Below are 26,143 nucleotides of genomic sequence, written 5' to 3'. Positions count from 1 at the left end.
CCACAAGCGCCGAGCGGCTGCCAATGTTGGCCAAATCGGGTTGCGGGTTTCCGCCGGATTTGGTAAGCTCCCTAGGTACTCGGGGTAGCCTGGCAGATCAGGACCCCCGTCCCCTGCGCCCGGCCAAAGCATACGGCCCGCCGCTGCCGGGCTGCCCACCCCTGCACACAAAAACGGCCCGCCACCTAGGGCGGGCCGTTGGGCAACGGCGGCGGGCCACGCAGGCCTGCCCTAGGTGCTTAGTTAAGCACCAGCTTTTGGGTGCGTACCTCGGCTGCGTTTTGTAGGGTAACCACGTACACGCCTTTCTGCAGGTGCGCAACGGAGAGCTTGTGCTGCTTGCCGTGCAGGGCGGAGCGCAGCACCTCGCGGCCACTCAAGTCGCGGATGCTCAGCTCGTACGAGGCGGCAGCGTCGGTGTCAATGTTCAGCACATTGGCGGCGGGGTTGGGGTACAACTGCAGCGCTTGGCTTTGGCGCGTGGGCTTGGCGGCCAGCGTGAGGCAACTGCGGCTGAACTCAGTATCGAGAAACGCCAAACGCGCCTTTAGCCAGGTGTTGATGTAGGTGAATTGCTCCGGCGTTTGCTCAAAGCCCGGCCAGGCGCGCTTCTCACGCTCGAAGGCGTTGTTGGCCAGCAGGTAGTCGTGGTTGGCCCGGAACTTGGCCATGATGTTCGGCTCGGTAAGCACAGTGGTGCGCAGCTCGGCCCAGCGGGTACGCAGCGCATCGCGGAAGCCCGTGGAGGAGCAGTCCTGCAGCAGCCGGTCGTAAAAACCGTTGGAAAGCACATCGTTGGTGGTCGGCTGATCGATGCCCATCCAGTCGGTGCCGAACACGCCGTCCAAATCCCAGGGCACGTAGTAGTACGGCTCGCCCTGCTTGTACTTGGCGATGTAAATGTTCTTGCCCGTGTTGTCGCCGGCGCGGGAGAGGTTCAGGAAAATGAAATAATCGACCGCGTTGCCTAGGTGAAATTTTTGCCGGTAGGTGCTGTTGAACTCCTGCTTGGGGCTGTTCTTCACGAAATTGACGAAGTCGTAGAGGTTCTTCCAATCGACTTTCTCCTCCGGGTGCTTGTACTCGAAGCCGCCCCAGGTTTCGCTGGCATTGTCATAAGGCGGCAGCAGCGTAAACGTCACGGCGCCGTCCCACGATTCGCCTTTGTACAGCTCGCCCGTAATGGCATTGCTGTACTTCTTAAGCTTTAGCTGCTTGCGGTCGACCCGCTCGCTCAGTGCGTAAATACCCTGGTATTCCTCGTTCAGGAACACCTCCACGTACTCCATGTCGATGCCGTTTTTGGCCTCGGGCTCCAAGTTTTTGTAGTAAATCTGGTGCACTTGCTGCCACAGCTCGTTGCTGGTTTTGCTACGAATGCGCAACGGCTCGTTGTACATGGCCTGCAGGTTGTACTTGTTGTCGGTGCGCAGGCCCAGCAGGCCCACATCGCGCGAGGCTCCGGCCAGGGTATCGTTCACGAAACCCAGTTCGTACGATTTCTTGGGAAACGTTTGGGAGAAGTTGCCCCGGATTTCAATCTTCAGAAACGAATCGGTGGTTTTGCCGTCGGCCTCGTCGAGCGCAAACCGCGCGTACACGCTGGGGCTGTCCACGATCTTGTTTTTGGAGCTGATGTGCACCACCGGCAACTGCGTGAAATACAGTTGGTACAGGTTGTTTTCGTGCTTTACCTCGTAGGAGGTATTGCTTTCTACTTGCGGCACGCTTTGCGTAAACTCATATACCCCGTCGAGCGAGAGGTGGCTTTTTACATCCGCGTAGGCCCGGTTAATTACCTCTGGCTTTTGATTGATCAGAATCAGGTGATTTTTACGATCGACGTGGTAGTAATTACGAGCAATTACAAGCGTGTCGCCGGCCGTAGCGCCGAGCTGGGTAATAAGCGTAAGGAAAAAGGCGAGTGGTAGCAGTTTGTTGGTAAATATTTTGGGCATGAGTAATGGCAGTAAGCGTTATTGCTTTTGAAAATATTTATTCCGGAAGTGGCGGCACAAGCGAGTTAGCACCCCGCAATGCAGGCAGGGATTCGGGGCTAGTGAGCTGCAACGGTCGACGATGGTTGCATGGCCCATCAAAATCAGTTGCGGGTCCCTAGGTGCGCACTTGGCCGGCAGCCCAAAGGAGGCGGTACTAAGTTTGGGGTAGTAAACGGTAAGGCCGCGGAGCGGGTAATTCGGTTATTTTACAATTAGCTATTGCACCAAACGGAAATAATTAAAACAGGCAAATAGCAGCGTTGCGGTTGAAAATAGGCGGAGTAAGCAGTAACCGAGCGCAGCATAATATGGCCAATGCCAACAATCGATTTTCGACAAGCGGGGTGCGATTTACAAACAAATAGCCAAGCAGGAAGCTTTAGGTTGGTTATTTGTAGATAATTTATACAGTGTCATCGATGGTTGATATTATTTGCTTTGTCTGAAATAACACTCTTGCACTAACGGGCCAAAAGAAAAGCCCGCGGTTATGCCGTGGGCTTTGAGCGCAGGGTTGCAAAACGTGCCTAGCGTTTGGGAGCTGTTACTGGAGGCGTGTAAGTCAAGCCGAAATGTTTGACGTACTCGCGTAGCGGCCCGAGGCCCACGGCGGCGCGGCGCTCGTCCACGCGGGCTTCGTCTTCAATGGGTTCCAGCTCGTATTTGCCGGTGGCGGCGTTGCTGCGCAGCTGGCTGCCGTAAAGCTGCGGCTTGCCTTGCTCCACCAATATGCGGTCTTCGAGCAGCGCCAAGCTCGATTTGGCAAGCTCGCCTTTGGCCGCGGCCTCGCGCATGATGGGTAGGTATTTGCGCTGCACCGAAGGCCGCGCGTGTTGAATCACCAAAAAAGCAGCGGTGCTACCTAGGCGGCCCACCATGCTTTGCCCAGGCCAGCCGTACTGATCGATGATGGCCGTTACGCGGGCGGTGTTGCGCTCGTCCACGGCGTCCATTTCATCGAGTAGCGCCTGGCTTTGAGCGGCCTGCATGCCCAGCTTTTTCTCCACCGAATCGATTTTAAGCCGGATGGCCTGATCGGTAGCGTAAATGGCTTCCAGCTCTTGCTTAAGTGGCAAGTTGTATTTGGCTTCGGCTTGCGCCCGGGTGGCTTCCAGCTTAGCTACCATAGGTTGCCAACGCTTGTCGGTGCGCAAAGCACCTAGGTCGGCATCTTGCTTTAGGTGCGGCACATTGTCCCAGCCGGCGGCGGTGGCTTGGTCGAGGTATCGAAAGGCTTTGTCTTTGTTGCCGGCTAACGCCCAACTGCAAGCCGCGTTGTAGTAGTGCGTGGCCGTAGGCAGGCCTTTGCGGTCGGCAAACGCCTGGTCGTAGAGCTTGCCCGATTCGGCGTAGTGCTTGCGTTGGTAAGCATCGGTGGCCTGCTGGTTATAGGCCGCGAAGGCGGTTTGGGCTTGGGCCAAATGGCTTGTCATAAGCAGTACCGCGCTAAATAATACAGACTTAAGCATATGCAAAACGGTAACCGGTGAATACGTGGCTAAGAATACAACACTACCTCACAATATCACAAGCCGCGCAGTAAAAAGCCGATAGACGAATTGCCAGTACGCACAACGGGCAATAAAAAAGCCCGGAGCGGTTGCTCCGGGCTTGGGGTAATCGGCAAGTGACCGATTAAAAATCCTCGTCGAGGGAGAAAACGTTTTGCTCCCGGTCGGTCATCACGCCGGCCTTTTGGTACTCGCCCACACGCTTCTCGAAGAAGTTGGTTTTGCCCTGTAGCGAAATCATTTCCATGAAGTCGAAGGGGTTGGTGGCGTTGTAAATCTTGCGGTAACCTAGGGCCACCAGCAGGCGGTCGGCTACAAACTCGATGTACTGCGACATCAGCTGCGCGTTCATGCCGATCAGGTTTACGGGCAGCGCGTCGGTTACAAACTCCTGCTCGATGCTTACCGCGTCGCGGATGATTTCGTGCACGCGGGCCTCGGGCAGCTTGTTTATCAGGTACTTCTCGTAGAGCAGGCAGGCAAAGTCGCAGTGCAAGCCTTCGTCGCGCGAGATGAGCTCGTTCGAGAAGGTAAGGCCCGGCATCAGACCGCGCTTTTTCAGCCAGAAAATGGAGCAGAACGAGCCCGAGAAGAAAATGCCTTCCACAGCGGCAAAGGCAATCAGGCGCTCGGTGAAGTTCTCAGAGTTAATCCACTTGATGGCCCACTGGCCCTTCTTGGTCACGGCCGGTACGGTTTCCAGCGCGTTGAAGAGGTAATCCTTCTGCTTGGGGTCTTTGATGTATGTGTCGATCAGCAGCGAGTACGTTTCCGAGTGGATGTTTTCCATCATCACCTGAAAACCGTAGAAGCAGCGCGCCTCGGGCATCTGCACCTCTTGCATGAAGTTCACGGCGAGGTTTTCGTTCACGATGCCGTCGGAGGCTGCGAAGAAGGCCAGCACGTGCGAAATGAAGTGCCGCTCGCCGTCGTTCAGGTTTTCCCAATCTTTCTGATCCTGCGACAAGTCGATTTCCTCGGCCGTCCAGAACGAGGCCTCGGCTTTCTTGTACATCTGCCACACAGCGTCGTTCTGAATGGGAAAGAGGACGAAGCGGTTGGGGTTTTCAACGAGTAGCGGTTCCATGAGCTAGGGCAACAGTTGAGCAAACGACAAGGGAAAAGCCGGCCCGGTGCCGGGCCAATGGTTGAACTGCCAACCTCGACGGGCAAGCAATTGTTCGACCTAGGCGAAGACCAAAGATAGTCCCGCTAAACCGACCGACGAGGTACGGTTTGGCTTTTTTGTCTGTTAATTTTTTGCTAAGCAGTGTAGGGCGCGATACATCCTGCTTTCCTGTAAAAACCCAAAGCAATAGAGAGAATCCTATGCTTTGGGCAATAGTTATCCACATTTCGTGTGTGGACAAAAGAAGTTATCCACTTATTTTGTATCGCGTGCTCGCGGTGCGCGGAAGTGTTGAGCTGGTGCGAAGGAATGATTTTAGGGCGAGTGAAAGAGGATTAGTGAGTTAGGCTTGCTTATGTGAAACGTTACTCGTACTTTTGCCTTCCATTTTCAGAAAACCTGCGGAAAACCGATGTACGCAATCGTAGACATAGCCGGCAAGCAGACCAAGGTCGAAGCCAATAAATTTGTGTACGCCCACAAACTGGCCGGCAACGTCGGCGACGAAGTAGAACTGGGCAATGTACTGCTGACCGACAATAACGGCACGCTGAGTGTAGGCGCCCCCTTCCTGTCGGACGTTAAAGTAAAAGGCACCATCCTCGCACACGTTCGCGGCGATAAGCAAATCGTGTTCAAGAAGAAGCGTCGTAAGGGCTACAAGAAGCTCAATACGCACCGCCAGGACTACACGAAAGTAATGATCAACAGCATCGGCTAAGAAAGCTGTTGGCTAATGGCTTTTAGCTGTTGGCTTGCTTTCCCAACCGGGCTTTTTCTCTGAACCTCAGCTAATAGCCGATAGCTAATAGCTAACAGCTCAAATAAAATGGCTCACAAGAAAGGCGTAGGTAGCTCCAACAACGGCCGCGAATCGCATTCGAAGCGTCTCGGCGTTAAAATTTACGGCGGCCAGCTGGCCATTGCCGGCAACGTAATCGTGCGTCAGCGCGGTACCAAGCACCACCCCGGTCAGAACGTAGGTATTGGCAAAGACCACACCTTGTTCGCTCTGATTGACGGTACGGTTCAGTTCCGCAAAGGCCGCAAAGACCGTTCGTTCGTAACGGTTGTGCCGGCTGCCGAAGAGGTAGCTGCTTAAGTAGCTGCTGCAATCAGCATCAAAAAAGCCCGCCGCACAGGTGGGCTTTTTATGCTTGTGGCGATGCCATTGGGGTGCCGAAGTGGAAACTTGCGCGCCCCAATGGCATCGCCACAAAACATTTCGTTGCTGTTTAGGTAGTTAATGTCCTGCCTTACGATAAACTGTGTGGTATGACTACGTTAGCAAGTCCTGCGGCGGCAGATTATTTGGTAGTTGATGCCGATGCGCAGGTAAACGGGGCCACGTTAAGCGTGGTGCTTAAGGCGTTTCGCATTCCGCAACAGGCCCAAAACCTGCTCAAAAAGCACGGGTTGCCGGCCAACCCCGATGCAAACGCGTGGTACTCGCTTCGGGCTTGGCTGAACGTGCTGGCGGATTTGGGCAAGGAGTACGGTAGCTCAACGCAGTACGCGGCCGGGTTGCACATAGTGGAGCAATGCATTTGGCCCGCGGGCCTGCGTACTTTGCCCCAGGCCATTGAGTCCATGAATACCGCACTGCGGTGTAACATTCAGGGCGGAAATATCGGTTACTACCGCAGCCATCCCATCGGCCCGAACGAGATACAAGTAGAGTGCTTTACCCCAGCCCCGCCCGACTACGAATCGGGCATTATAATGGGGCTGGCCCGAAAGTTTAAGCCCGCCGGTGCCCTGCGGGTACAGGTTACGCCCGAAAAATTGCCTGCAAATAGCTCAGCTGGCTTGAAGCGGTTCAGGGTAAGCTGGCGCTAAGCCTCGGGCGGGCGTCTAACCTGTGGCCTCGGTAAGGGCATAAAGCACCGGATTACTAGGGCTGGCATCAAGCTCGAGGGCAGTTACCTGCAGGTTGAGTAAGTATAAGCCATCGAGCACGGCATTGGGCACGAAGATGAGCTCGGTGATAGTGGCTTGGCGGCGGGTGTTGGCGGGGTACTGCCAGAAAATGTGGTGCGCGGCCAGCACGCCGTTGTCCAGCTCTCGGTCGACGCTGGGCAGGTCGAGCAGCAGGTGGTCAATGCCTTGGCCGACTAAATACTGCGCCAGCTCGGCCGATAGGTACGGTGGGTTCTGGCCCGAGTACTGGCGAGTGCGCTTGGCTTCGTCGTTGGGCAGGGTGCGAATAACCAGAGCTTGAGGCGGCACCGGGGCAGCTTGCAGCAGCGGCTGCACATCGAAGAGTTCTACCACGTAGTCGCCATCAAGTTGGTGGCGCGGTTCCACCGAAATCAGCCAAGCAACAAACAGGTACTGCTGCAGGCAACTCGGCAGCGTAGCCGCGTCGGGGCTGATGTGGCCGAAGCACTCGGTATGCGTGCCGTTGCCGTGGGGCGTTACGTGCACCCGCTTGTAGTTGGTGCTGCCCCCTTCGGCTACGCTGCCCACAAAGCTGCCCACTCGAATAACGTCGATTTGTACGGGCTCAGCCCAAAAACAATTGACCTGCTCGGACCCAGGCGCCAAGGGTAGCGCAACGCTGATGGGGGCGGCCGGATTGTAGTTGAAGGCGCGGCCGCCGTACTGAATGGAAGCGGAGAGCATGTAATTACGCGCTAGGTGTTCACGACGGGTGGCTCAGCGGTGAACTCCGCCGTCAGTTCGTTTAGAATACGCGCCACCTCATCGGCGCGGCTGTAAACCATGAAGTGCGTGCCGCCTTCGATCAGGTATTCGACTTTGGCGGGGCCGGCCGGAAAGACCCGGTCGCGGGTGCCGCGAATTTGCACGCACGGGCCGATGTCGCGGCTATCCCAGCGCAGTAGGCTGCGGATGGCCCAACGGGTGTAGCGCGGCTCTTGGTCGCGCAAGACTTCTTTGAACAGCTGGTACTCGGAGCCACCGCCAATGCCAAAGTACCATTTGCCGGCTCGCGGAAACAGTTTGAGAAGCTGCGGCGGCACCCAGTGCTGTACGCCCGTGGCCCTAATAACGCGCAGCAGCGGCGGAAGCTGATCGGCGCCGGGGATGCTCGAAATCAGGGCAACCAAGGCCAACGGACGCAACCGGGCAATTTCCAGCGCTACGGTGCCGCCAAACGACACGCCCACCAACCAGCAGCGCTGATCGAGCGGAATTCCCTCGGCCATGCGCTCGGCATAGGCGGACAAGGGCTCATCGGGATGGGTGGGCGGTATCCAGTTCAATACCTTTGCGTGCCCACGCAACTGCGGAAGCAGCCGCTGAAAAATGCGTTCGTCGGCACCTAGGCCGGGAATAAGGTACAAAGCTGGTTGCTGCGACGCGGCGAAATCAGACATCCAAGCGGCGGTAAATGCCCTCTAGGTAAAACACGTTGTCGGCGGCCGAGCGTTCTTCGCTTTCTTCGTCTTCGTCGTCCTCAAACTCTTCCTCGTCGGCGGGGTACGTGAAGGAGAGTTTTAAGGCAATTTCGGGCAGCACAAAGGGCTCGTGGCCTTCGGCGGTGTACTCGAGCAGGCAGGGCCGCGGCGCCGTGGCCAAGGCATCGGCTACTTCTTCTTGCAGCTCGCCGGAGCGCACGCCGGCTTGGCGCAGCAGCAAATCGAGCTGCGCAAACGGCAGCCCTAGGTGAAAAAAGTACGTTTGGCCATCGAACACGGTGGTAGCCCACAGCGTCACGTCGTCGGAGTTGTCGAAAACAATGGCGCGCACTTGTACTTCCTCCACAAAGAAATCAGCACCGTATTCAACGGCGTCAATGAGGCGTTGCATGCGGGGAAGCGGGTACGGAGTTGATGGGTATACGACAAATTACCCTTGGATTTACGCAAAAGCTGGCTTTTTGCCGAATCGACAACCGGAAATTTTGCAGCGCACAGCGGCTTATTGCTGAGCTTCAAGTAGTAGCAGTGGATAGCTCAGCCCAGCGGTTGAGGCCGGACCACATAACGCTACACTTCTTCGGGCGCCTCCAAGAACAGCTCGAGGGTAATCTGGTCGGCGAGCAGCTTGCCGCGGTCGGTAAGGCGCAGCGTGTCGTTGTCGATGGTAGCCCAACCATCGTGCTGCAGCTGCTGCAAGTACGCCGCTCGTTCGGTAGCCAAGTCAACGCCTAGGTGCTTGCGCAGGTGAGCCAGGTTGCAGCCTTGGGCGGTGCGCAGGCTCGTCATGAGGTACTCGTTGGCGCGGTCGGTGGCCGACAGCTGCTCGATGGTGGCGGGTACGGTGTGATGCTCCAACACTTGCTGCACGTACTGCGTGTTGCTGGGCACTGTGTACTGCCGGCTACGCCCATCGAAAGAGTGCGCGCTCGGGCCCAGGCCTAGGTAGGGCACACCCTGCCAGTAGCTGGAGTTGTGGCGCGAGTGGCCGCCGGGCTTAGCAAAGTTGCTGATTTCGTACTGCTCGTAGCCGGCCTCGCGGGCGGCGGTCAGCAGCATCTCAAACTCCTGCGCCACAAATTCCTCGGGGGCGCCGCGAAAGGTGCCCTTTTTCAGCCGGCGGCCAAATACGGTTTGCGGCTCGATGGTGAGGGCGTAGCAGGAGAGGTGAGGCACGCCCAAGGCCACGGCCTGCTGCAAATCGTGCTGCCAAATGCTGTGGTCGGCGGCGGGTACGCCGTAGATGAGGTCGATGCTGATGTTGCTGAGGCCGGCATCTTGGGCAAGCTGCACCGAGCGGCGCGACTCCTCGGCCGAATGGGCGCGGTTCATGAGGCGTAGGTGCGGCTCGTGAAAGCTCTGCAGCCCGATGCTGAGCCGGTTGACGGGCGACGCCGCAAGCTCGCGCAGCTTGGCGGTGCCGAGGTCGTCGGGGTTGGCCTCGAGGGTTATTTCGGCGTCGGCGGCTACGTCGAAGTGTTTATAAATGGCTTCGAAGAGCGTGAGCAGCTCGGCTTCGGTAAGCAGCGACGGCGTGCCTCCGCCAAAGTAAATAGTGCTCAGGGCGGCACCGCCTAGGTAATCGCGGCGCAGCTCCAGCTCATGCAGCAAAGCCTGCACCACTTGCGCTTTCCGACCTAGGGAGGTGCTGAAATGGAAATCGCAGTAGTGGCAAGCCTGCTTGCAGAACGGGATATGAAGGTAGAGTCCGGCCACGAAAGAAGGATGTGCTAAGATTGTGCAACAGTAGCGCGTACTTTGGAGTTCGCGCTTTGCCGAGTGCCTAAGGCGGTGCCAAAGTGGCTGCTGGAAACACCCACCTAGGTAAATGGCGAACCAAAAGTTGCGGCAGGAAATGAAAACAGCCGCTGCTGCGTTTGAGCCTGCAAATGTATACCAGCTTCGTGCGCTTCTTGCGGTTGGCTAGCCTGCTCCTGCTCGGAGTGGCAGAAGGCGCATGGGCTCAAACCACCTCGCCGGTAACAGCGCCTAACTTGCCCGCTACCCAAGCGCCGCCCTTGCCGCCGCGCCCCAACCAACCCGATTCGGTCGGGCAAGCCAAGCGGCGTGTAGCGCCTGCCCGGCCCAAACACCTGCGCATCGAAACCGAAGCAGCCGACCAAATCGTACTGCGCCGGTACCGCGTACGTGCCACAGCCGCCGATACCTTGGAGGCAATGCGGAGCGTGCGCGAGTTGCTGCTGGCTATGCAAGCCGATGCCTACCTTACCGCCTCGGCCGACACCATGCAGTGGCGCGGCGATACGCTGGCCGTGCGCCTGTACGTGGGCGAGCAGTTTCGATGGGCGCGGCTGCAGCGGGGCAACCTCACGGAGGATGTGCTAACGCACACCGGCTTTCGGGAGCGGCTGTACCTAGGCCAACCGCTGGTGCCCACCGAGCTGGCGCGCTTGCAGCAGCGCGTGCTCGAAAACGCCGAAAACGAAGGCTTCCCGTTTGCGCAAATTCGCCTCGACTCGGTACAGCTCGAAGGCTCCGACATTACGGCGCGGCTTACCCTCGACCGCGGCCCAGTGGTGGAGTTCGATTCGTTGCAGATCATCGGCAACACCAAAACGCGCAAGCGCTTCCTGAGCAAATACCTGCAGATTTTGCCCGGGCAACCTTATAGCCAGCAACGAGTAGATGCGGCCGTGCGCCTGCTGCGGCAGTTGCCCTATGTGCAGCTGAAAGCCGAGCCCGAGGTGCGCTTCGCTCGCGGCCGGGCCCGTGTGTACCTACTGCTCGACGACCGCAACGCCAACCAGTTCGATGCCATTGTGGGTGTGCTGCCCAATCCCAACCCTACGGCTGAGCAGCGGCGCGTGCAGCTCACCGGCGACGTTACCCTGAACCTGCGCAACCTAGGCGGCGGCGGCAAGCAGTTGGGCTTGCAGTGGCGCAAAATCGGGACGGCCTCCCAGCTGCTCGATGTCGGGTACCAGCACCCCAGCTTCTTCGGCTCGCCCTTGGATGTGGCCGCCAGCTTCAACCTGTTCAAGCAAGACAGCACTTTCCTGACGCTGCGGCCGCGCTTGCAAATAGGCTACCCGGCGGCCAAAGCCGGGCGCTTTAGCGTGTTTGTGGAGCAGCGCAGCTCGCGCCTTTACCCGCGGCGCAACTTGCCCACGCTGCAGGCCTTGCCCGAAAACATTGATTCGCGCTACACGGCCTACGGCGTCGATTTTAGCCGCTCCACGCTCGATGATCTGCTGTTTCCGCGGCAGGGCCTGCTCCTGACAGGGCAGGCGGCAGTGGGCAATAAAATCATCAGCCGCAACGCCTACGTCAACCCCGAGTTGTACGAGGGCTTGCCGTTGCGCACCACCCAAGTAAGCCTGAGCGGCCGGGCCGAATACTACTTGCGCATAGGCCAGCAGGGCGTGTTGCTGGGGCGCGTGCGCGGCGAGGCGCTGCTCAACCGGCGCTTGTTCCTCAACGATCTGTTCCGCCTAGGTGGCTTGGCCACGCTGCGCGGTTTCAGCGAGCTGCAGTTTTATGCCGCGCAGTACGGCATAGGCACCGTGGAGCTGCGGCAATTTACCGGGCCCGATGCCTACGTGTTTCTGTTTGCCGACCAGGCCTACCTGCGCCGCGCGTTGCCCGGCGACCTAGGCGAGGACGCGCCCACCGGCCTAGGTGCCGGCCTCAGCTTCCGAACGGGCGCCGGCCTGTTTCAGTTTGTGTACTCGGTGGGGCGCAGCAACAGCCAGCGCTTTTCCTTGGGTGCTTCCAAAATCCATTTTGGTATCACCAGCCGCTTCTAAAGCCGTACGGTGGCGGTGTCTTCGGGTGCTACGCTGGTATCGGAGTCAGCCTCGGGATTGGTGCTGTTGGTGGTAGTAGGCGATTCGGTGGATATTTGGTCCATGTCGCGTTGCTGACTGTCGCAGGCCAGCAAGGAGAGGGCAAGCAGCAGGCCGGCCGAGGTGTAGGCAACAAAACGTTTCATGCGCAGGTGCTTAGCGTGTGCTTAGCCTTACGCAGAAATCGGTTGCTTGGCTACCCGCGCCGGGTCGTTATCGGGTGTTCAACCGAAAAGCCCATTGCCTTATCGAGAACCACGGATAATAATTTGGTAAAATATTTGTGTCTGATTGTCAGGGCTAAACGGATTGTAAACCGCAAATCGTAACGCAGCATGCTGCAAATCCGAAAAACGCTACTACTTTTGCATCACCAAACAGTGCGGGGTGGAGCAGTTGGTAGCTCGTTGGGCTCATAACCCAAAGGTCACAGGTTCGAGTCCTGTCCCCGCTACCTAAAAGAGCCGTTTTCAATGCGAAAACGGCTCTTTTTCCTTTTGAGGGTACGCGTAGGGGTACACGCTTTGAACAAAGGGTCATCCCAAACGGCGTTTATTATAACTTGAACTGTTGCGATAGAACCTCCTCAGCATACCTTCTGAGGAATTTTTGCATTTGTATTTGGAGTATTATATGTCTAGTCCAGCTCGGCGGGTGATTTTACTAGATTCGCAGCCAGAAGATTTGTAACAGACTTTCCTATTGCTCAATGAATCAAGATTTACTTGACGCGCTGCAAAGAATTGCTGACCGAGTCCCCGAGATTGACGCTGAGCGCCAATACTGGTTTATCAGAACTAACCGCGGGAAATTTTACGATGACTTTCACTACAGCAACAGCGTAGGGATTGGTTATAATCTTGTGAGTTGGCCTCAAATCAAAAAAGCATTAGACCACGAGCCGAACCCCTACAATGAATTGGTAAAAGCGATTATTGCCAAGTACCCAGAGGAGTTCGATAACAAAACCATAGGTAAGCCTGCTGGCTTATTCTTCCGGTTTTTTGAGGAAATGAAGGCTGGTGACGTTGTTGTCATGCCCACTAGCGGGTCATCCAAGTACGCTTTTGGTGTTGTTACTGATGGTGCGCCGTTTGAGGTTGACTCCGCATCTTTTGATGACGAAGAAATTTACAGGAAACGTCGGCCCGTGAGATGGATTGTCGAAAAGGACTTTTACGACTTGGACTCCAACTTGTATCAGGCTTTCCGTGCGCCACAAGCTCTCTCTAAGCTAAACCAATACGCGAGTTTCATTGACAGAGAAATGCACGCCCTTTACACGAAGAACGGCAAAACGCATTTCAGATTGAATATTGATTCAGAGGGAGCCATCAATGGCAACGACTACTTCCCAATGGGAAGCATCCTTCTTCAACTTGCGGAAGAATTCCGCTTGAGCGCTGGCATTGACGAAGCCTTTCGCGAGATTGATGTTAGACAAAACGTTCAATCTAAGGGCGTACTTGAATTTATCAGCAAGAATAAGATGCTGACCGTGTTCTTGGTTTGCGCTTCCTACTTCGCACTTGACAAGGGTGATCTAGAGATAACGGAGACTGGGGTTAAGGTGCACATGGAATCTGGACAACTGACTCACGAATTACTGGGCTTCTACAAAGAGTATCACAAGCAGGAAAACATCAACACTATTTTGTCAGGGAAGATGAGTAAAGTTGACGCCAAACTCACCTTAGATGCCCTGCGTATAGTGGAAGGAAAGGAGCCTGCCTCTCAAGCTAGTGATTCTGCTTCGGCAGGGAAGGCAGACACTACCAAAACTGCTTCTTTGACAAGCGGTAAAACTTCTGCTACTTTAGCATCCAGCTCTAAACCTGCGTCCCCAGCCGACGAAAAGCAGGAGAAGCAATAAGACGCACTTGAGAACTAATTAACTGATTTCAAGCGTTGTTAAGCCATGAATACTATGCATCATCTGCTGTCTTATTTGGCTTCATTTGGGATGGTGTTCAGTGCTATCTACCTGGTCATGGAGTATACAATCGGTTTTATTCCAGTGTTGAGACGCTGGACATTGCCCGGTGACATTCCAGGACGAAGACTAGTCTTCAGTGCTGTTGCCCTTATGCTCATTCTGAAGTTTGTCTCATTCCAAATAGGCTAAGTATTCTAAAGCCCCGCTCAACACAGCAGCGGGGCTTTTTCATGCCCACTTGGCTGCTATGAGGCCTGATAACTATCCACATATTCATCCTGCTTTCCGGCGAAGTGTAAGTGTCCCATGTCCTTTCAATAGGTATCCATATGGCCCAGTTTTAAAGTGAGCGAGGTAAAAATCGCTTTTTATATATATTCGTTTTCACAAAATTATATGCAATGAAAATTTCTACATTCTGCCTTTGGCTTGTTATAGTGATTGAGTGTATTGCTTACGGGAGCTTTGCTCAAGTTTATGTTAAAGGCTATACACGTAGGGATGGAACCTATGTACAGCCTCATTATAGAACATCACCTAATCACACAGTTACAGATAACTATAGCTATCCCGGTAACTATAACCCGAATACTGGGCTAGTCACTGGAGGCAGGCGGCGCACGAGTCCTCCCACCTATGTACCCGCTTCAACAGGGACATCTAGATCATCTGCCAGTCGTAGTTCAACGACCGCTACAGTCCGTAGAATTTCCAGCGGTACTTATCGAATCCAGTCTCCTATGGATGTACCGTTAAGGGCAGCACCAGCAGTATCATCCGCAGAAATTTATACGTGCCTCAGAAATTCAACCGTATATGTTATTGAGGACGTGAATGACATTTATTGTAAAGTGCAAGCGCATGGGTATACAGGTTATATCTCCAAAGGATTTTTAATAGAAAGCCAAGTAGGAAATACTACCAGCCCATATACATATCGCCAACCTACTAATAGCACATCCACCACAAATAAATCCGCCCTCACTCAGGTTACATCTCTCTACGGGTCATTTGGTAGAGAGACTACTGTTGTGGAAAAGAGCAATGTGAAATACAAGTACCGAACACACTTCGATTCCCCTATAGGAGTGCCGCTTAGGTCTGCGCCCCACATTGATGCAGACCAAGTCTATCTATGCCCGTTGACATCCATCGTTAACGTGATTGAGGATAATAATCCACGTTATTATAAGGTTAGTGTAGATGGGCGAATAGGCTATGTGGCGAAAACGCTGTGTAAATAGCAGTTTGTCGCCTATTAAGTTCACACTGGTCCCGGTTATGTCTAACACAAACTAGGTAATTAATGGGGCTCATCCGGGAAAGGAACACTCTTGTTCGCCTGCATGCAGCAAACCTCCGCCTAGATTCTTATGGGGTAGTTCGCGCATTCAACTTCTAGGTTAGGGGGATTTGCAGATATTCCACGGGCAGGTTGAATTCCGCCCGCAACTTATTTAAGTAGCGCGTGGATTCGGCGGTGGCGGGGTGGTAAGAAACCACGACCCACTCGCGCGACAACACCTGGTCGGGCCAGCACGCGTATTCCAGCAGCTGCCCCAGCGCTTCCCGGATGCAGGCCTTGAGCGTAGGCAGCACCTTCACTTCGTAGAACACATCGCGGCCGCTGGCCGGCCGGCGGACCGCGTCGATGTAGCTGTTAAACGGCTTAATTAAGGCTTCCTTGACCACTTCCTCCCCCGGAAACTGCTGCCGCAGGTGCTTGATTAACCGCGACTGCACCTGCTCGTGCAGGGCGCGCAGTTCGATGCTGCGGGCTTGGACGTGGCGGGCGCGGGCGGTGGCGCCGCGTTTGGTGCGAGGGTTGAGAACGACCTGGGGCGCCACCGGCGGGGCGTTCCGCTGCCAGGATGGAGTGTAGGTCTCGTCCGGCGACACGTCGTCGAACAACACGTACCGCTGGCTGTCCGTCCACGTGCTGATGTCCTCGATGCGTACCAGCCCGTCGGGGGTGGCCGGGCGCTCGACCTGCTCGGGCTTGAAGCGGAGGTTGAACGGGCCCCGGCCGAACATTTTCGGATCGAAGGTGCCGGCGCTGCCGGCGGCTCTTAACTCGTGGCGCATGCCGTCCAGCCATCCCTGGGCATCCGCGTGGGCCCGCGATTGGGTTACTTGCTGGTCGGTCAGGATTTCGGCTTGCCGGATGCGGCCCACGTAAAAGTACTCGCCCGTGTCCGCGTTGCGGGTAAACAAGCGGATGTTCATCACCCGCCCGCCGTACACGTCGGAGTCGGTGTTGAGCGGCTGCAGGAACGCGTAGTGGTAACCCTTCCACAGACGGCTGAAGTCGAAAAGCCATTCCTCGCCGCCGAAGCCGCCGAACGCGTCGCTTTCGTGCGAGCCGGCCGCCTGGCTTTTCCCTTCCGGACCGGAGGGGGTTTGCCAGTCGTGGGTGTTCCAGCAGATGCGCGCCAGCTTGTCTTCCTCGGGCCGGCGCCCCTGCCAGACATAGTCCAGCGCCTGGTCGTACACGTGGGTCTGCACTTGGATGAATTGTTGGGAGGCCTGCACCACCGTGTCCCAATCGTGGCGCTTGAGCTGGGCCGCGGGAATGGCTTGCCAGGCTACCTGAGGAGCTTGGTGCGCGACGAACTCTTGGAAGCGGCGGACCAAGCGCTTGTCCAAGGCCCCGGTGCCGTCGTGCTGGCAGTCAAGCTTCCAGACCAGCTCCTGCCGAAGCCCGTCGACACCGATGGTGAAGAAGATTTTGAACGCTTCGTGCCCCGGCCGGTAAAGCCGGGCCCAAGTGAAATGTTTGAACACCCGGTTCATGCGCTTCTGGCCCGCGGCGTTTGTCACCGTGCCCGCGCGCCGGATGGCCGACTTGCGCACCTGCGCTTCAAACCCGTCCCCGGCCAATTGCTCGGCCCAGTAAACCGTTTTGGCCCACACCCCCGCCAGCAGTTGGCGTTCGGCAAGGGCGTGGCCCGGGCTGCCGTCGTGCGGCTCGTTGGCGTAGGTATGCAGCAGGGCCAAGTCGGCCGGCGTAAAGAAGTCGGTCATGCGAAGGGCGTGTCGGGTAAAGCGGGATGGCGCACGGTCGAGGCTTAGCAACCAGCCCGCAACGAGGCAACGATCTTCGCCACGTGGGCGGCGCGGTCGGGTACTTCCAAGACCGTGTACTCGTCGTAATCCGGGTGCAGGACAACCAAGTGCATGCTGCGCACCCGACAGCCGTACTTGGATTCCAGCAGCCACTTGTAAATGTTTTGCTGGATGGAGTAGCGGCTGAACCGGGAATCGTCCAGGTCGTTCAGCGGGCCTTCGGCGGTTTGGTAATTGTTTCGCTGGATGCTCCCGTCCGCGTGGATAACCTTGGCGCTGCGCTTCCAGTCGTAGATCGATACCGTGCCATCCGCGTTGCGCGCCACGAAGTCCACCGTCCCGGCCATCATGAGCTCCTCGTTGAACACCCGCCACTCCGTCCGGTAAGGCTCCAAATGGCCGTGGTCGGCGTGAAAATCCAGGAACTGCTGGAATTCGGGCGTGACAACGCCCGCGTGCCCGCTGTTGTAGAACGCCTCGATGTGTTCGTGCAGGCGGGTGCCCAGGTCCGCCGACGTGCGGCCCTTTTGCTCCCACTCCTCGAGCACTGCTCCCGCCGTCATGCCGCGCTTCGCCGCGGTGCGGGGGGCCCAGTAGTGCTTGTCGAACTCGGGGAAGAACCGGTCGACCAAGGTGCTGACCGCCGTTGCCGGCTGCCCGTTGATGAAGTACTGGTGCGCTTCGGGGTCAAACTGCAAGCGGGCATCCCGCGGGTGACCGTTCACCGCCTCGAGTTGCCTGCGGTTGCGTGGCTCCGCCGCCGCTTTCAAAGGCGTTTTATCTACCAGTTCTTCGATGGCCAACTCCACGTCCAGGGCCGCGGCGGGCTGCCAGTCCGTCGCCACGTCCCGCCGCCCGAAATCGGCAATGCCCAGGTAGCTTTCCCGGTAGCGCTGCTTGGCCCATTTTTGGGCTTGTACGTTGTCCCAGCAAGTGACGGGTTGCAGAGCTAGCCCTTGAAGCGCAGCTGGCACCGCGTAGTCAGGAGCCAGGCGCTTGATCAGCTGCGCTACATACGCGCAGCACGCCTCCGGCTGCTGGTGCACCTGGATTTCCGCAAACCGCACCACCACCCAGCCGCGCCGGGTGAAAAACTCATCGCGCGCGTCGTCTTCTTGGAGGCAGTGAATGGGCTGGCGGAATACCCCGTCATAGGGCTCGTCGATCTCAATGTTCAGAAACAAGTTTAGCCCGTTCTGCTCGTTGATGACCACCAGGTCGGGCTCGTACGGGCTAACGGCGTTGGGCGTGGGCACGTGCCGGTCGTTGTAGACCTTCACCGCGCCGCTGCTCAGCCACTGGCTCATCACCTGCATGAAATCGGCTTCCTTGTAGCCACGGCGCCCCGAGCGTCCCACCCGCGGAAACTTGATGACGCAGCCTAGCTTGGGCAGGCGCACCTTTGGAAACGCACCCGTGTCGGGCACCGGTATCGGCTCGTAGCCAATAAACTTTGCCGTCGCCGATACCTTTTCTATGTCCGGAAGCGAAACGGCGATGGGCTTACCTACCCCCGATTGCTGGTGCCCAGTTGCACCCGTGCTGGCCGCAGGACGCGCCGAAGCGGCCTTTGGGGTGCCCTTAACTAGCGCGGCGTACTTGGATTTTAAAGCTAACTCCCGCTCTATCTCTTCCAGCGCTATAGCGTCAGCTGGTATCGGTTGGGCGGTAGGCAATTTAGGTTTTATTGGTTTGTGGCTACTTGTTGTAGAGGACTCTGAATTCATAGCAATAGGTGACAGTGAAGCCTTTGCCTCTTTCTCAGGTACTGTCTCTACTGTCGTTATAGTGGGTTTAGGTGCCTTAGTCGTTGTTACTATTTCAGCTGGTGCCTTACGTGCGGCAACGGCCGAAGGCACTTTGTCGCTAGCGGCTGACGGGTTAGAAAATGACTTCTTCCCAACCCATGGCTCATTGGGCCAACCAGTATTTTTCTTTTTGTCTTTTCTAGGTGAAAGAAAATAAAGGAGGTAAAATAATATGGCGCCTAGGCCTGCTGTGGCCCAAAATAACCATCCATCACCATTACCAACGGCTCCGGAGGCAGCCTGCATTGTGTCAGCTTGGAGTAGAAGTGCAAACATGAATAAGCTTTTGAGTAAGTGAATATTTCTTCGCTTCGGCTACGCTGCCATATGCACTTGTTGATGCTGGTAGAAAAACTCGTACAGCAGTCCACTCTTCACCTCTATCTCCTCCGGCGTGTACGACTCCGGCAAACCCTTTTGCTCGTCATAGAGGAAGTCGTAGATGAAGGTCTTCACCTCCGCCTTCGTTTCCTCCGTCTCGCGCCAGCGCAGCTGTAGCTTCTCGCGCTGCAGAGCTTCCAGCAGCTCGTGGGCTACCTTCTTCAGCTTTTCCCGCTCCGTCGACTTCAGGTTCGGCTTCAGCAGCTGGTCATATAGCGCCAATTCCGGTTCGCTCAACCCTTCCTGCATGGCCCGCTTCTGCTCCTCCGTCAACTCCTGCACGAAGTTGAGCAGTTGCTCAAACGTCTCCTCGATCGTCTGCCGCTCCTTTTCGTGATTGTAGTCGGCGATGATCTGCTGGTAGCGCTGGTTGAAGTCGATGCGGGTGGGATTCTGGGCCACCATCTGCTTCAGCTGCTCTTCTACTTCTTGCTTGAGTTGCTGCGTGAGCGTGTTCTTCTTCTCCGACTTGGCAAACTCCTGGCTCAGCCGCTCGAAGTTGATCTTGCTCATGTCGTAGGGCTTCTTGTAGCCCACAAGCGGCTCGGCCACGGCCGTGATTGCGCTGTCCACCACCGACTGCATCTGCCGCAGCAGGGCCGTGATGTCGGCCTTGTCGCGGTCCTCGTCCAGCTTCTTGCTTATGATGCGCAGCGCGTCGTACTCGTTTAGGTAGGCATGTACGCCGGCGATGTTCACGCAGGCTTTCAGCTTCACCTCCGCATCGCGATTCAGGGCCTGGTAGTGTTTGCGTACCTCTTCCTTCACGTTCAGCAGCTCCGCGGCCTTAGCGATGGCAGCATTGCGAGCAAAGCCTGTGGCGTTGAGCAAATCGTTCAGTTCGAAGCCGCTCTTGAGCAGGAACTGCCGGGCCGTCATCAGGCTTTTAGCCAGCTCATCCAGCAGCTCCTCTTCGGGCTTGATGGGCGAGTCGCCGCCGCTGGGGCCGTCGCCCGAACCGCCCACTTCGCCCAAGCCTCCGCCGCCCTCGTCGCCGGGCAAGTTGCCGCCAAAGGTGGCGAGGGCCTCGCGTAGGCTTTTCAGGATGCCGCAGTAGTCCACCACTAAGCCGTTGGTTTTGTCTTGGTACACGCGGTTGGCTCGCGCTATAGCCTGCATCAGCGTGTGGGCCTTTAGTGGCTTGTCGAGGTACAGCGTGCTCAGGCTAGGCACGTCGAAGCCCGTGAGCCACATGGCGCACACGAAGGCCACCCGCAGTGGGTGCTGGTCGTCCTTGAAGGCAGATTCCACGTCGATACGCTTGCCATCGGTGCCCTCATAGCCCTTCTTGAGCAAGGCACGGTACGGCTCGATGTCGATTTCCCACTGCCGGAAGGTAGCCACTTCGTTCTGCTCCTCCGAAATCACGACCGCCATCTTGGTGGCTTGCATCCAGGCCAGCTTACGTTGCAGCTGAGCCTGCTCTTGGTCGTCGGCGCACTTGGCTATTTCCTGGGCTAGCGTCTTTTCTTTCTCGGCCCAGAAGCGCTGCACCATTTCGTACACGCGCACCGTCGTTACCTTGTCCAGGCACACGAACATGGCCTTCCCCGATTCCCAGGCCGTGGTGTAGTGCTCCACGAAGTCGCGGGCGATGGGCTCTAGGCGCGTCGCGGCCGTGAGCACAGGGTACGACTTCGCCAAAGCCTGCTCCAGCTGCCGGCGCTGGTCGTTGGTGAGGTTGTGGCTGTCTTCCAGCTCTTCCAGCTTGGCCGCCAGCTCCTCGTTCACCTCGGGGTTCTTCAGCTGCAGCTTCTCGCCGCGGCTGTCGTAGTACAGCGGCACGGTGGCGCCGTCGTCCACGGCCCGCTGGAAGTTGTATGTACTCACGTAGTCGCCAAAGATGCGGCGCGTCAGTTCGTCGTCCTTCATCAGCGGCGTGCCCGTGAAGCCGATGTACTGCGCCTGGGGCAAAGCCAAGCGCATGTTGATGGCCAAGCGACCGTACTGGCTGCGGTGGGCCTCGTCGCTCATCACGATGACATCGGGGCGGCGGGTGTACGGCTCCTCGGCCGTGACGGGCTGGTTGAACAAGTTGATGAGCGAGAACAGGTAAGGCTTATCCTCCTGAAACATGCGCTTCAGCTCCCGGCCCGACTCCGGCCGGCAGGGGTTGGCGTCGTTGTCGACCACGCCGCAGCCGGCAAAGGTTTTGTAAATCTGGTTGTTGAGGTCGGTGCGGTCGGTGACGACTAGGTAGGTAAAGTTGCCGGACAGCTTGCGCCGCACCTTCTCCGCGAACAGCACCATGGAGTAGCTTTTGCCCGAGCCCTGGGTGTGCCAGAACACCCCCAGTTGCCCGGCCCGCTCGGCCGGCTGCTCGTGCCGGCGGCGCACGGCCTCCACGGCCTTGTTCACACCCAGAAACTGGTGGTTGCGGGCCACAATCTTCACCAGCTTGCCGGCGCTGTCGTCGAACAAGATGAAGTTCTCGAATAAATCCAGGAAGTTGGCCTTGGCGCACACGCCCTTCAGCAGGGTTTCCAGCTGCACCACGCCGGGCTCCTGCTCCTGCAGGCGCTTCCATTCGTGAAAGTGCTCGTACTTGCCCGACATGCTCCCAATCTTGGCGTCGATACCGTTGGAAATCAGCACCACGGCGTTGGCGTCGAACAGGTGCGGGATGGTGTCCTTGTAGTCGCGGATGTTCTCTTCGTAGGCGGCCCGCAGCTTGCGGTGCACGTTCTTCAACTCCACCAGCAGCAGCGGCACCCCATTCACGAAGCCCACGATGTCGGGCCGGCGGCGGTAGGTGGGCCCTTGCACCCACAGCTCGCGCACGGCCAGGAAGTGGTTGTTGGTGGGCTCGTTGAAGTCGAACACCCGCAGGCGGCGCTCTTCCCGCTCGCTATCATCGTTGAGATACTCCACCAGCACGCCGTCGCGGAACTCCTGGTAGCGGGTGCGGTTCAGCGGCAGATCCTGGCGCTTGTAGCTGGTTTCGGTGAGCTGGCGGATGGCCGTTTCGTAAGCGGCGGCGGGCAGCTTGGGGTTCAGCTTTTCCAGGGCCTTGCGCAGGTAGCGCACCAGGTACACTTCGCGCTGGCTGGCGCGGCCCAGCGTGCTTTCCGGGCCCTGACCGAGGACTTCGTGGTCTTGGGCGTACACCGACTGCCACTGCAGCTCATCGCGCAGGTAGTCGGCCATTGTTTGCTGGACCAGCCGGTCCTCGGTCATCTGGCTCATACGGCAAGTTCACCGCTCATCAGGCGGGGCAGTAACAGGTCACGGGCTTGTTGGAGCTTTTGGTTTTGAGCAGACAGTACATTCATCTGCTCCTTCACTGGCGCTACAACCTGATCAAAAGCATGTTGAATTGAGCTGCTTGGTACTAGTACCCGCAAGCTTGCTATTCTATCGCGCCCTAATTCTTTCTGATTAGTGGAACCTTCACCCATATTCTCAAGCAGAGGTTCTAACACTGACAATTGATAACCCAGCCAACAAATACCCGATTCCGCTTTTGGCCGAACAATAGTAACGTGTGAATCCACTGTGCAATTAGGCAGATCCTTCCACAATTGAGCAACCCGGCCGAGTGTTCCAGCTCCAGTTGAATTAATAAGTACATCTCCCTTTAAGACCTGTTTATCGTCTTTAAAAGGCTTCTTCTGGTTTCTAGCAGGTGTTAAGTCCACCTGATTGTTTCGGATGCATTTCTGGTTGATCACCAAACCAGGTGCCTCTTCATCGTAAGAGGGTGAAATGCCTCTTGATATATAGGAGGAGCAGCTTCTTATATCATCCTTTTCCCACCCCACCGGCACTCCATCAACTACCGGCGTATGCTCGTGCCCCGGAAAGCGCAAGCGCACAAACCACTCCTCATACAGCAACCGCGCCGCCTTTTCCAGCAGGGCAATACGCTTGCGGTTGTTGTCAATGAGGTCGTTGTATGCAGATATTATTGATGATATCTTCTTTTGAACTGGCTTAGGTGGGAGCGGAATATCAAGGGCCTCTATTTGACCGCCGCTAATATTTGGCTGTGCAGCTCCTTGTCCAATATTGAACAGCAGGTCTCTATATTTAGAATCACTTAAGCAACTCCATATATAATCGGCATCAGCATCAAAGGGAATGATTTTAGCTACTCGCTGATTTAGTAAATACCGACCATTGTCATGTACTCTTCCAAATTTACCAGCAGTAGCTCCAGTCATTGCAAGAAGGATATCACCTTTGCTTACAAAAAACTTGGCTAGCTTTTCGGGCACATATGCTTCGTCAATACACTGACAGTCTAGTGTATCAACTCCAAGATTATCATTGATATTTTTAATCTTGATTACAGGTATTCCTGAGGAACCCATCAATTGACTTTTGAAGGCAAACCCAGGCAGGACCTTGCAAACGGAACCTAGCTTGACAACTTCCCAACTCATAGCAATTCCTCAAAATTCGATTGAATAATCCGCGCTAGCTCGCCAGCTTCCTCGTTTAGGCCAGCCAGTTCCAAGTGTAAGTCGCGTAGTTCCTCCTCAAAGTCAAAGTCCTCGTCGGTTTCGGCCGGGGCCACGCCCACGTAGCGGCCGGGCGTCAGGCTCCAGTCGTTGGCTTCGATGTCAGCGCGGCTTACCAGCTTCACCAGGGCGGGCACGTCCTGCAAGCGGGCCTCGGGAAAGCGCGTTTGCAGCCAGGTGGCCTGCCGGTGGAAGTAGGTGGCCTGCTGCAGCTGCTCGGCGGCGTAGTGGCGCTGCTCGTCCAGGGCCTTGCGGGCCTTTTTTAGGGTGCTGGTGTCCCAGTCGGGGTCGGCTTTGGCGTTCAGGGCCGGGCCTTCGGCCAACTCGTAGGCGCGGGCCGCTAGCTTAGCCAGTAGGTCGAGCTGCTTGCTCAGGCCCTTGCACTGCGCGGCCAGCGGCCCAAACGCCTGCCGGGCCTGCTGCTGCTCCGCGTTCTGCCGCTCGTAGTCGGCGGCGCCGTTGGCAGCGGGTGGGGCAAACAAGCTGGTTTGCCCGTTGGCCCCAGCCACGGCCTGCGGCTTGGCTACGTGGCCCCAGGTGGCGGCGTAGGCTGCTAGGTCCTTGAGCAGGGCTTGCTGGTCGAGGCGGTAGGCCGTCTGGGCGGTTTCCCACTCCTGTACGGCGGTAGCCAGGGCTTCGCGCTGCTCGGCGGCCTCATCGGTGCGCGCCAGAAAAGCCTGGACGGCTTCCAGCAGCAGGTTCAGGCAGGCATCCGCCGGCGTCAGCGCATCGGGGATGAGCGTGCATTCGGCTTCCAGCTGGCGCAGGTACTCGCGCACCAAGCCCAGGTAACGGACGGTCTGACCGCGGTACAGCCACATGATGGCCGTGAGGTTCTTTTCCTGCTCGGGCGAGAAGTCGTACACCTTGCGCGTCACCTTCCGGAACACGTTGCGGGCGTCGAGCATCAGCACTTGGTCGCGGCGCTCGGCCGGCTTGCCTTTGTCGAGGAACCACAGCTCGCAGGGCACAGTGCGGGTGTAGAAGAAGTTGGAGCGCACGGCCACCATAGCGTCCACGGCCCCGCTTTCCACCAGCTTGCGGCGCACTTCCTTTTCGCCGTGGCCGGCGCTGCTGGTCTGGCTGCTCATTACGAAGCCCGCCCGGCCGGTAGCGGTCAGGTAAGAGTAGAAGTACGACACCCACAGGTAGTTGCCGTTGCTCACCTTGCTCTTGGCATTCACGCCCGGCAGGCCGAAGGGCAGGCGAGGGTCCTTTTTTACCTTCTCGGCGTCAACCTCGTCAACGTTGAACGGCGGATTGGCCATCACGAAGTCGGCCTTGCCCAGCAGCTCGTGCTTGTCTTCGTAGAATGTGTTGCCTTCTTCAATCTTTCCCTCTAGCCCATGCACGGCCAAGTTCATCTTGGCCAAGCGGATGGTTAACTCTGTTTTCTCTTGTCCCCGAAACACCACGCCAGCTCGGCTGGCTGTAGTACCGCTTTCCTGCAGGAAGTGGGCTGTTTGCACAAACATACCCCCCGAGCCACAAGCCGGATCAAGCACCACGCCGTGATTCGGCTCTATGAAGTTCACAATGGTTTGCACCAGGGAGGGCGGCGTAAAGAATTCGCCGTTGTCCTGCGCGCCGACCATGGCAAACTTCATCAGGAAGTACTCGTAGATGCGGCCCAGCACATCCCCGCCAGCATCTCGTAAGCCCTCGTCGTTAAACGTCTTGAGCAGGTTGCGCAGCAGCTCCGGCTCAAAGATCTGGTAGTCCTTAGGTAGCACCCCAGCTAGCATCTCGGCGTAGTCGGCCTCGATAGAGCGCATCGCGTCGATGATGGCCTGTGCCACGTCCTGGCCCTTGGGCAGGCTGAGCAGGTAGTCGTACTGCGCCTCGGGCCGCAGGTACAGCGCGCCCTTGCGGGTAAAGTCGTCCTTGGTGAGCGGGCGCGTCTGGCCGCCGCGGCTGGGTAGGCTGGCCAGGATTTCAGGCTCCACGTCCAGGTAGCGGTTGCTGGCATGGCGGAGGAAGATGAGCCCGAGCACGGGCATGGAGTATTCTGTGGAGGTAAGCTTCGAGTTGGCTCGCAGCTGGTCGGCCGCGCTCCAAAGGCGGCGTTCCAGTTGTTCTATAGCGGTCATATAAGGGTAAGCAGGGTGGGAGGCAGCAGAAAGGTTGAACCGCCGTTATGCAAGGTAACCGGCTTTTATCTTAGTATTAATACAAATACAACCATAACATTGAGCAGCTAAGGGAAAGATTCGTTTTGCGTTTAAGCTTCCAGCAGAACCCCATGATTTGATCCGTTTTGCTCAACCACTGCCGTTGCAACAACACACGCTCAACAGTGGGAGGAATAGGAGTTGCAATCCGCGGAGTCGAGCCGTTCAGCCCCTGCTTAGCACGCAAGCCGACTGGCGTAGCCACCCAGGGTTAGTACACGCTAAAAACGGCTAGCACAACACTTCCCATAGCAAGGTCGCATCCCAAAACATGGCCATAATAGCGTGCTTTTCGGAGTGCGATGTTGCTAATTAGCGTGTACGCTAAATTCGCAGTTGAAAACCTGCCGTAAGGACGCAGTGGCCTTGTGTTGCCGTCGCGGCAAGCACCGCGTCTGGCTAAGGGGAGGGACGTGCAGCAACATTCTGCTATCCGATTAAAACACTGTGCACATGAGTTGCATAAAGGTAAAACACAGTTTAATCTTG

20 protein-coding genes and 1 tRNA gene are annotated in these 26,143 nt (G+C 57.0%); 8 read left to right on the top strand and 13 right to left on the bottom strand.

The genetic code is table 11. The features are described 5' to 3' along the window. Positions 1–239: 239 nt before the first annotated feature. The 3 genes from D3Y59_RS12815 to D3Y59_RS12805 all read right to left on the bottom strand — a co-directional run bounded on the left by D3Y59_RS12815 (position 240) and on the right by D3Y59_RS12805 (position 4,598). Complete coding sequence (locus tag D3Y59_RS12815) at positions 240–1,958, bottom strand: CotH kinase family protein (RefSeq protein ID WP_119445405.1); 1,719 nt, start codon at positions 1,956–1,958, stop codon at positions 240–242. A gap of 569 nt (positions 1,959–2,527) precedes the next feature. Continuing rightward, positions 2,528–3,433: a DUF6624 domain-containing protein gene (locus D3Y59_RS12810; protein WP_240410360.1), complete on the bottom strand. Its 906-nt coding sequence runs from the start codon at positions 3,431–3,433 to the stop codon at positions 2,528–2,530. A gap of 202 nt (positions 3,434–3,635) precedes the next feature. After that, positions 3,636–4,598: a ribonucleoside-diphosphate reductase small subunit gene (locus D3Y59_RS12805; protein ID WP_119445404.1), complete on the bottom strand. Its 963-nt coding sequence runs from the start codon at positions 4,596–4,598 to the stop codon at positions 3,636–3,638. Positions 4,599–5,052: 454 nt separating this feature from the next. On the opposite strand from D3Y59_RS12805, the gene rplU reads away from it, so the two are divergent. From rplU to D3Y59_RS12790, 3 genes are all read left to right on the top strand, one after another. After that, complete coding sequence (gene rplU / locus D3Y59_RS12800) at positions 5,053–5,361, top strand: 50S ribosomal protein L21 (protein WP_059071525.1); 309 nt, start codon at positions 5,053–5,055, stop codon at positions 5,359–5,361. Positions 5,362–5,469: 108 nt separating this feature from the next. Continuing rightward, entirely contained in the window at positions 5,470–5,742 is a 273-nt protein-coding gene (gene rpmA, locus D3Y59_RS12795) for a 50S ribosomal protein L27 (RefSeq protein WP_059071524.1), read from the top strand. Positions 5,743–5,915: 173 nt separating this feature from the next. After that, a complete protein-coding gene (locus tag D3Y59_RS12790; RefSeq protein ID WP_162910765.1) occupies positions 5,916–6,479 on the top strand; it encodes a hypothetical protein in 564 nt (187 codons plus the stop codon). A 15-nt stretch (positions 6,480–6,494) separates the two neighbouring features. Here D3Y59_RS12790 and D3Y59_RS12785 read toward each other — a convergent pair whose 3' ends face one another. From D3Y59_RS12785 to hemW, 4 genes are all read right to left on the bottom strand, one after another. Next, positions 6,495–7,265, bottom strand: a complete 771-nt coding sequence (locus tag D3Y59_RS12785) for a cyclase family protein (RefSeq protein ID WP_119445402.1) — start codon at positions 7,263–7,265, stop codon at positions 6,495–6,497. Positions 7,266–7,276: 11 nt separating this feature from the next. Then, positions 7,277–7,981, bottom strand: a complete 705-nt coding sequence (locus D3Y59_RS12780) for an alpha/beta fold hydrolase (RefSeq protein WP_119445401.1) — start codon at positions 7,979–7,981, stop codon at positions 7,277–7,279. Next, entirely contained in the window at positions 7,974–8,414 is a 441-nt protein-coding gene (locus D3Y59_RS12775) for a hypothetical protein (protein ID WP_119445400.1), read from the bottom strand. Before D3Y59_RS12775 ends, D3Y59_RS12780 begins: the two co-directional genes overlap by 8 nt. 179 nt (positions 8,415–8,593) lie before the next feature. Next, a complete protein-coding gene (gene hemW, locus D3Y59_RS12770; protein ID WP_119445399.1) occupies positions 8,594–9,739 on the bottom strand; it encodes a radical SAM family heme chaperone HemW in 1,146 nt (381 codons plus the stop codon). Positions 9,740–9,912: 173 nt separating this feature from the next. On the opposite strand from hemW, the gene D3Y59_RS12765 reads away from it, so the two are divergent. Continuing rightward, entirely contained in the window at positions 9,913–11,790 is a 1,878-nt protein-coding gene (locus tag D3Y59_RS12765) for a BamA/TamA family outer membrane protein (RefSeq protein WP_162910764.1), read from the top strand. Here the strand turns inward: D3Y59_RS12765 and D3Y59_RS12760 are convergent. Further along, on the bottom strand, positions 11,787–11,975 hold the full coding sequence (locus D3Y59_RS12760; protein ID WP_119445397.1) for a hypothetical protein: 189 nt from the start codon (positions 11,973–11,975) through the stop codon (positions 11,787–11,789). The two genes, D3Y59_RS12765 and D3Y59_RS12760, sit on opposite strands and share 4 nt — an antisense overlap. Positions 11,976–12,210: 235 nt before the next feature. Here D3Y59_RS12760 and D3Y59_RS12755 point away from each other — a divergent pair. From D3Y59_RS12755 to D3Y59_RS18865, 3 genes are all read left to right on the top strand, one after another. Beyond that, positions 12,211–12,283, top strand: a tRNA-Met gene (locus tag D3Y59_RS12755). 255 nt (positions 12,284–12,538) lie between these two features. Beyond that, positions 12,539–13,702 (top strand): hypothetical protein, encoded by a 1,164-nt coding sequence (locus tag D3Y59_RS12750; protein WP_119445396.1) that lies wholly within the window; start codon positions 12,539–12,541, stop codon positions 13,700–13,702. Positions 13,703–14,166: 464 nt separating this feature from the next. Continuing rightward, positions 14,167–15,009, top strand: coding sequence for an SH3 domain-containing protein (locus D3Y59_RS18865; RefSeq protein ID WP_119445395.1), 843 nt, complete (start codon positions 14,167–14,169; stop codon positions 15,007–15,009). Positions 15,010–15,163: 154 nt separating this feature from the next. On the opposite strand, the gene D3Y59_RS12740 is transcribed toward D3Y59_RS18865, so the two are convergent. Together D3Y59_RS12740 and D3Y59_RS12735 are read right to left on the bottom strand one after the other, a co-directional pair. Next, the gene (locus D3Y59_RS12740) at positions 15,164–16,789 is read right to left on the bottom strand and encodes a hypothetical protein (RefSeq protein WP_119445394.1); all 1,626 of its coding nucleotides are present in this window, start codon (positions 16,787–16,789) and stop codon (positions 15,164–15,166) included. A 44-nt stretch (positions 16,790–16,833) separates the two neighbouring features. Then, entirely contained in the window at positions 16,834–18,258 is a 1,425-nt protein-coding gene (locus D3Y59_RS12735) for a hypothetical protein (RefSeq protein ID WP_119445393.1), read from the bottom strand. Positions 18,259–18,430: 172 nt separating this feature from the next. On the opposite strand from D3Y59_RS12735, the gene D3Y59_RS18370 reads away from it, so the two are divergent. Next, on the top strand, positions 18,431–18,796 hold the full coding sequence (locus D3Y59_RS18370) for a hypothetical protein (RefSeq protein ID WP_162910762.1): 366 nt from the start codon (positions 18,431–18,433) through the stop codon (positions 18,794–18,796). A gap of 158 nt (positions 18,797–18,954) precedes the next feature. On the opposite strand, the gene D3Y59_RS12730 is transcribed toward D3Y59_RS18370, so the two are convergent. The 3 genes from D3Y59_RS12730 to D3Y59_RS12720 are packed head-to-tail and all read right to left on the bottom strand — an operon-like array spanning position 18,955 to position 25,573. Continuing rightward, a complete protein-coding gene (locus tag D3Y59_RS12730) occupies positions 18,955–22,206 on the bottom strand; it encodes a type I restriction endonuclease subunit R (protein WP_119445392.1) in 3,252 nt (1,083 codons plus the stop codon). Continuing rightward, entirely contained in the window at positions 22,203–23,405 is a 1,203-nt protein-coding gene (locus tag D3Y59_RS12725) for a restriction endonuclease subunit S (protein ID WP_119445391.1), read from the bottom strand. The genes D3Y59_RS12730 and D3Y59_RS12725 overlap by 4 nt, the downstream gene beginning before the upstream one ends. After that, positions 23,402–25,573 (bottom strand): type I restriction-modification system subunit M, encoded by a 2,172-nt coding sequence (locus tag D3Y59_RS12720; RefSeq protein ID WP_119445390.1) that lies wholly within the window; start codon positions 25,571–25,573, stop codon positions 23,402–23,404. The genes D3Y59_RS12725 and D3Y59_RS12720 overlap by 4 nt, the downstream gene beginning before the upstream one ends. Positions 25,574–26,143 lie beyond the last annotated feature (570 nt).

Source organism: Hymenobacter oligotrophus, assembly GCF_003574965.1.
Lineage (GTDB): Bacteria > Bacteroidota > Bacteroidia > Cytophagales > Hymenobacteraceae > Solirubrum > Solirubrum oligotrophum.
Note: the sequence above shows the minus strand (reverse complement) of the source record. Positions and strands in the feature narration are given on the sequence as shown.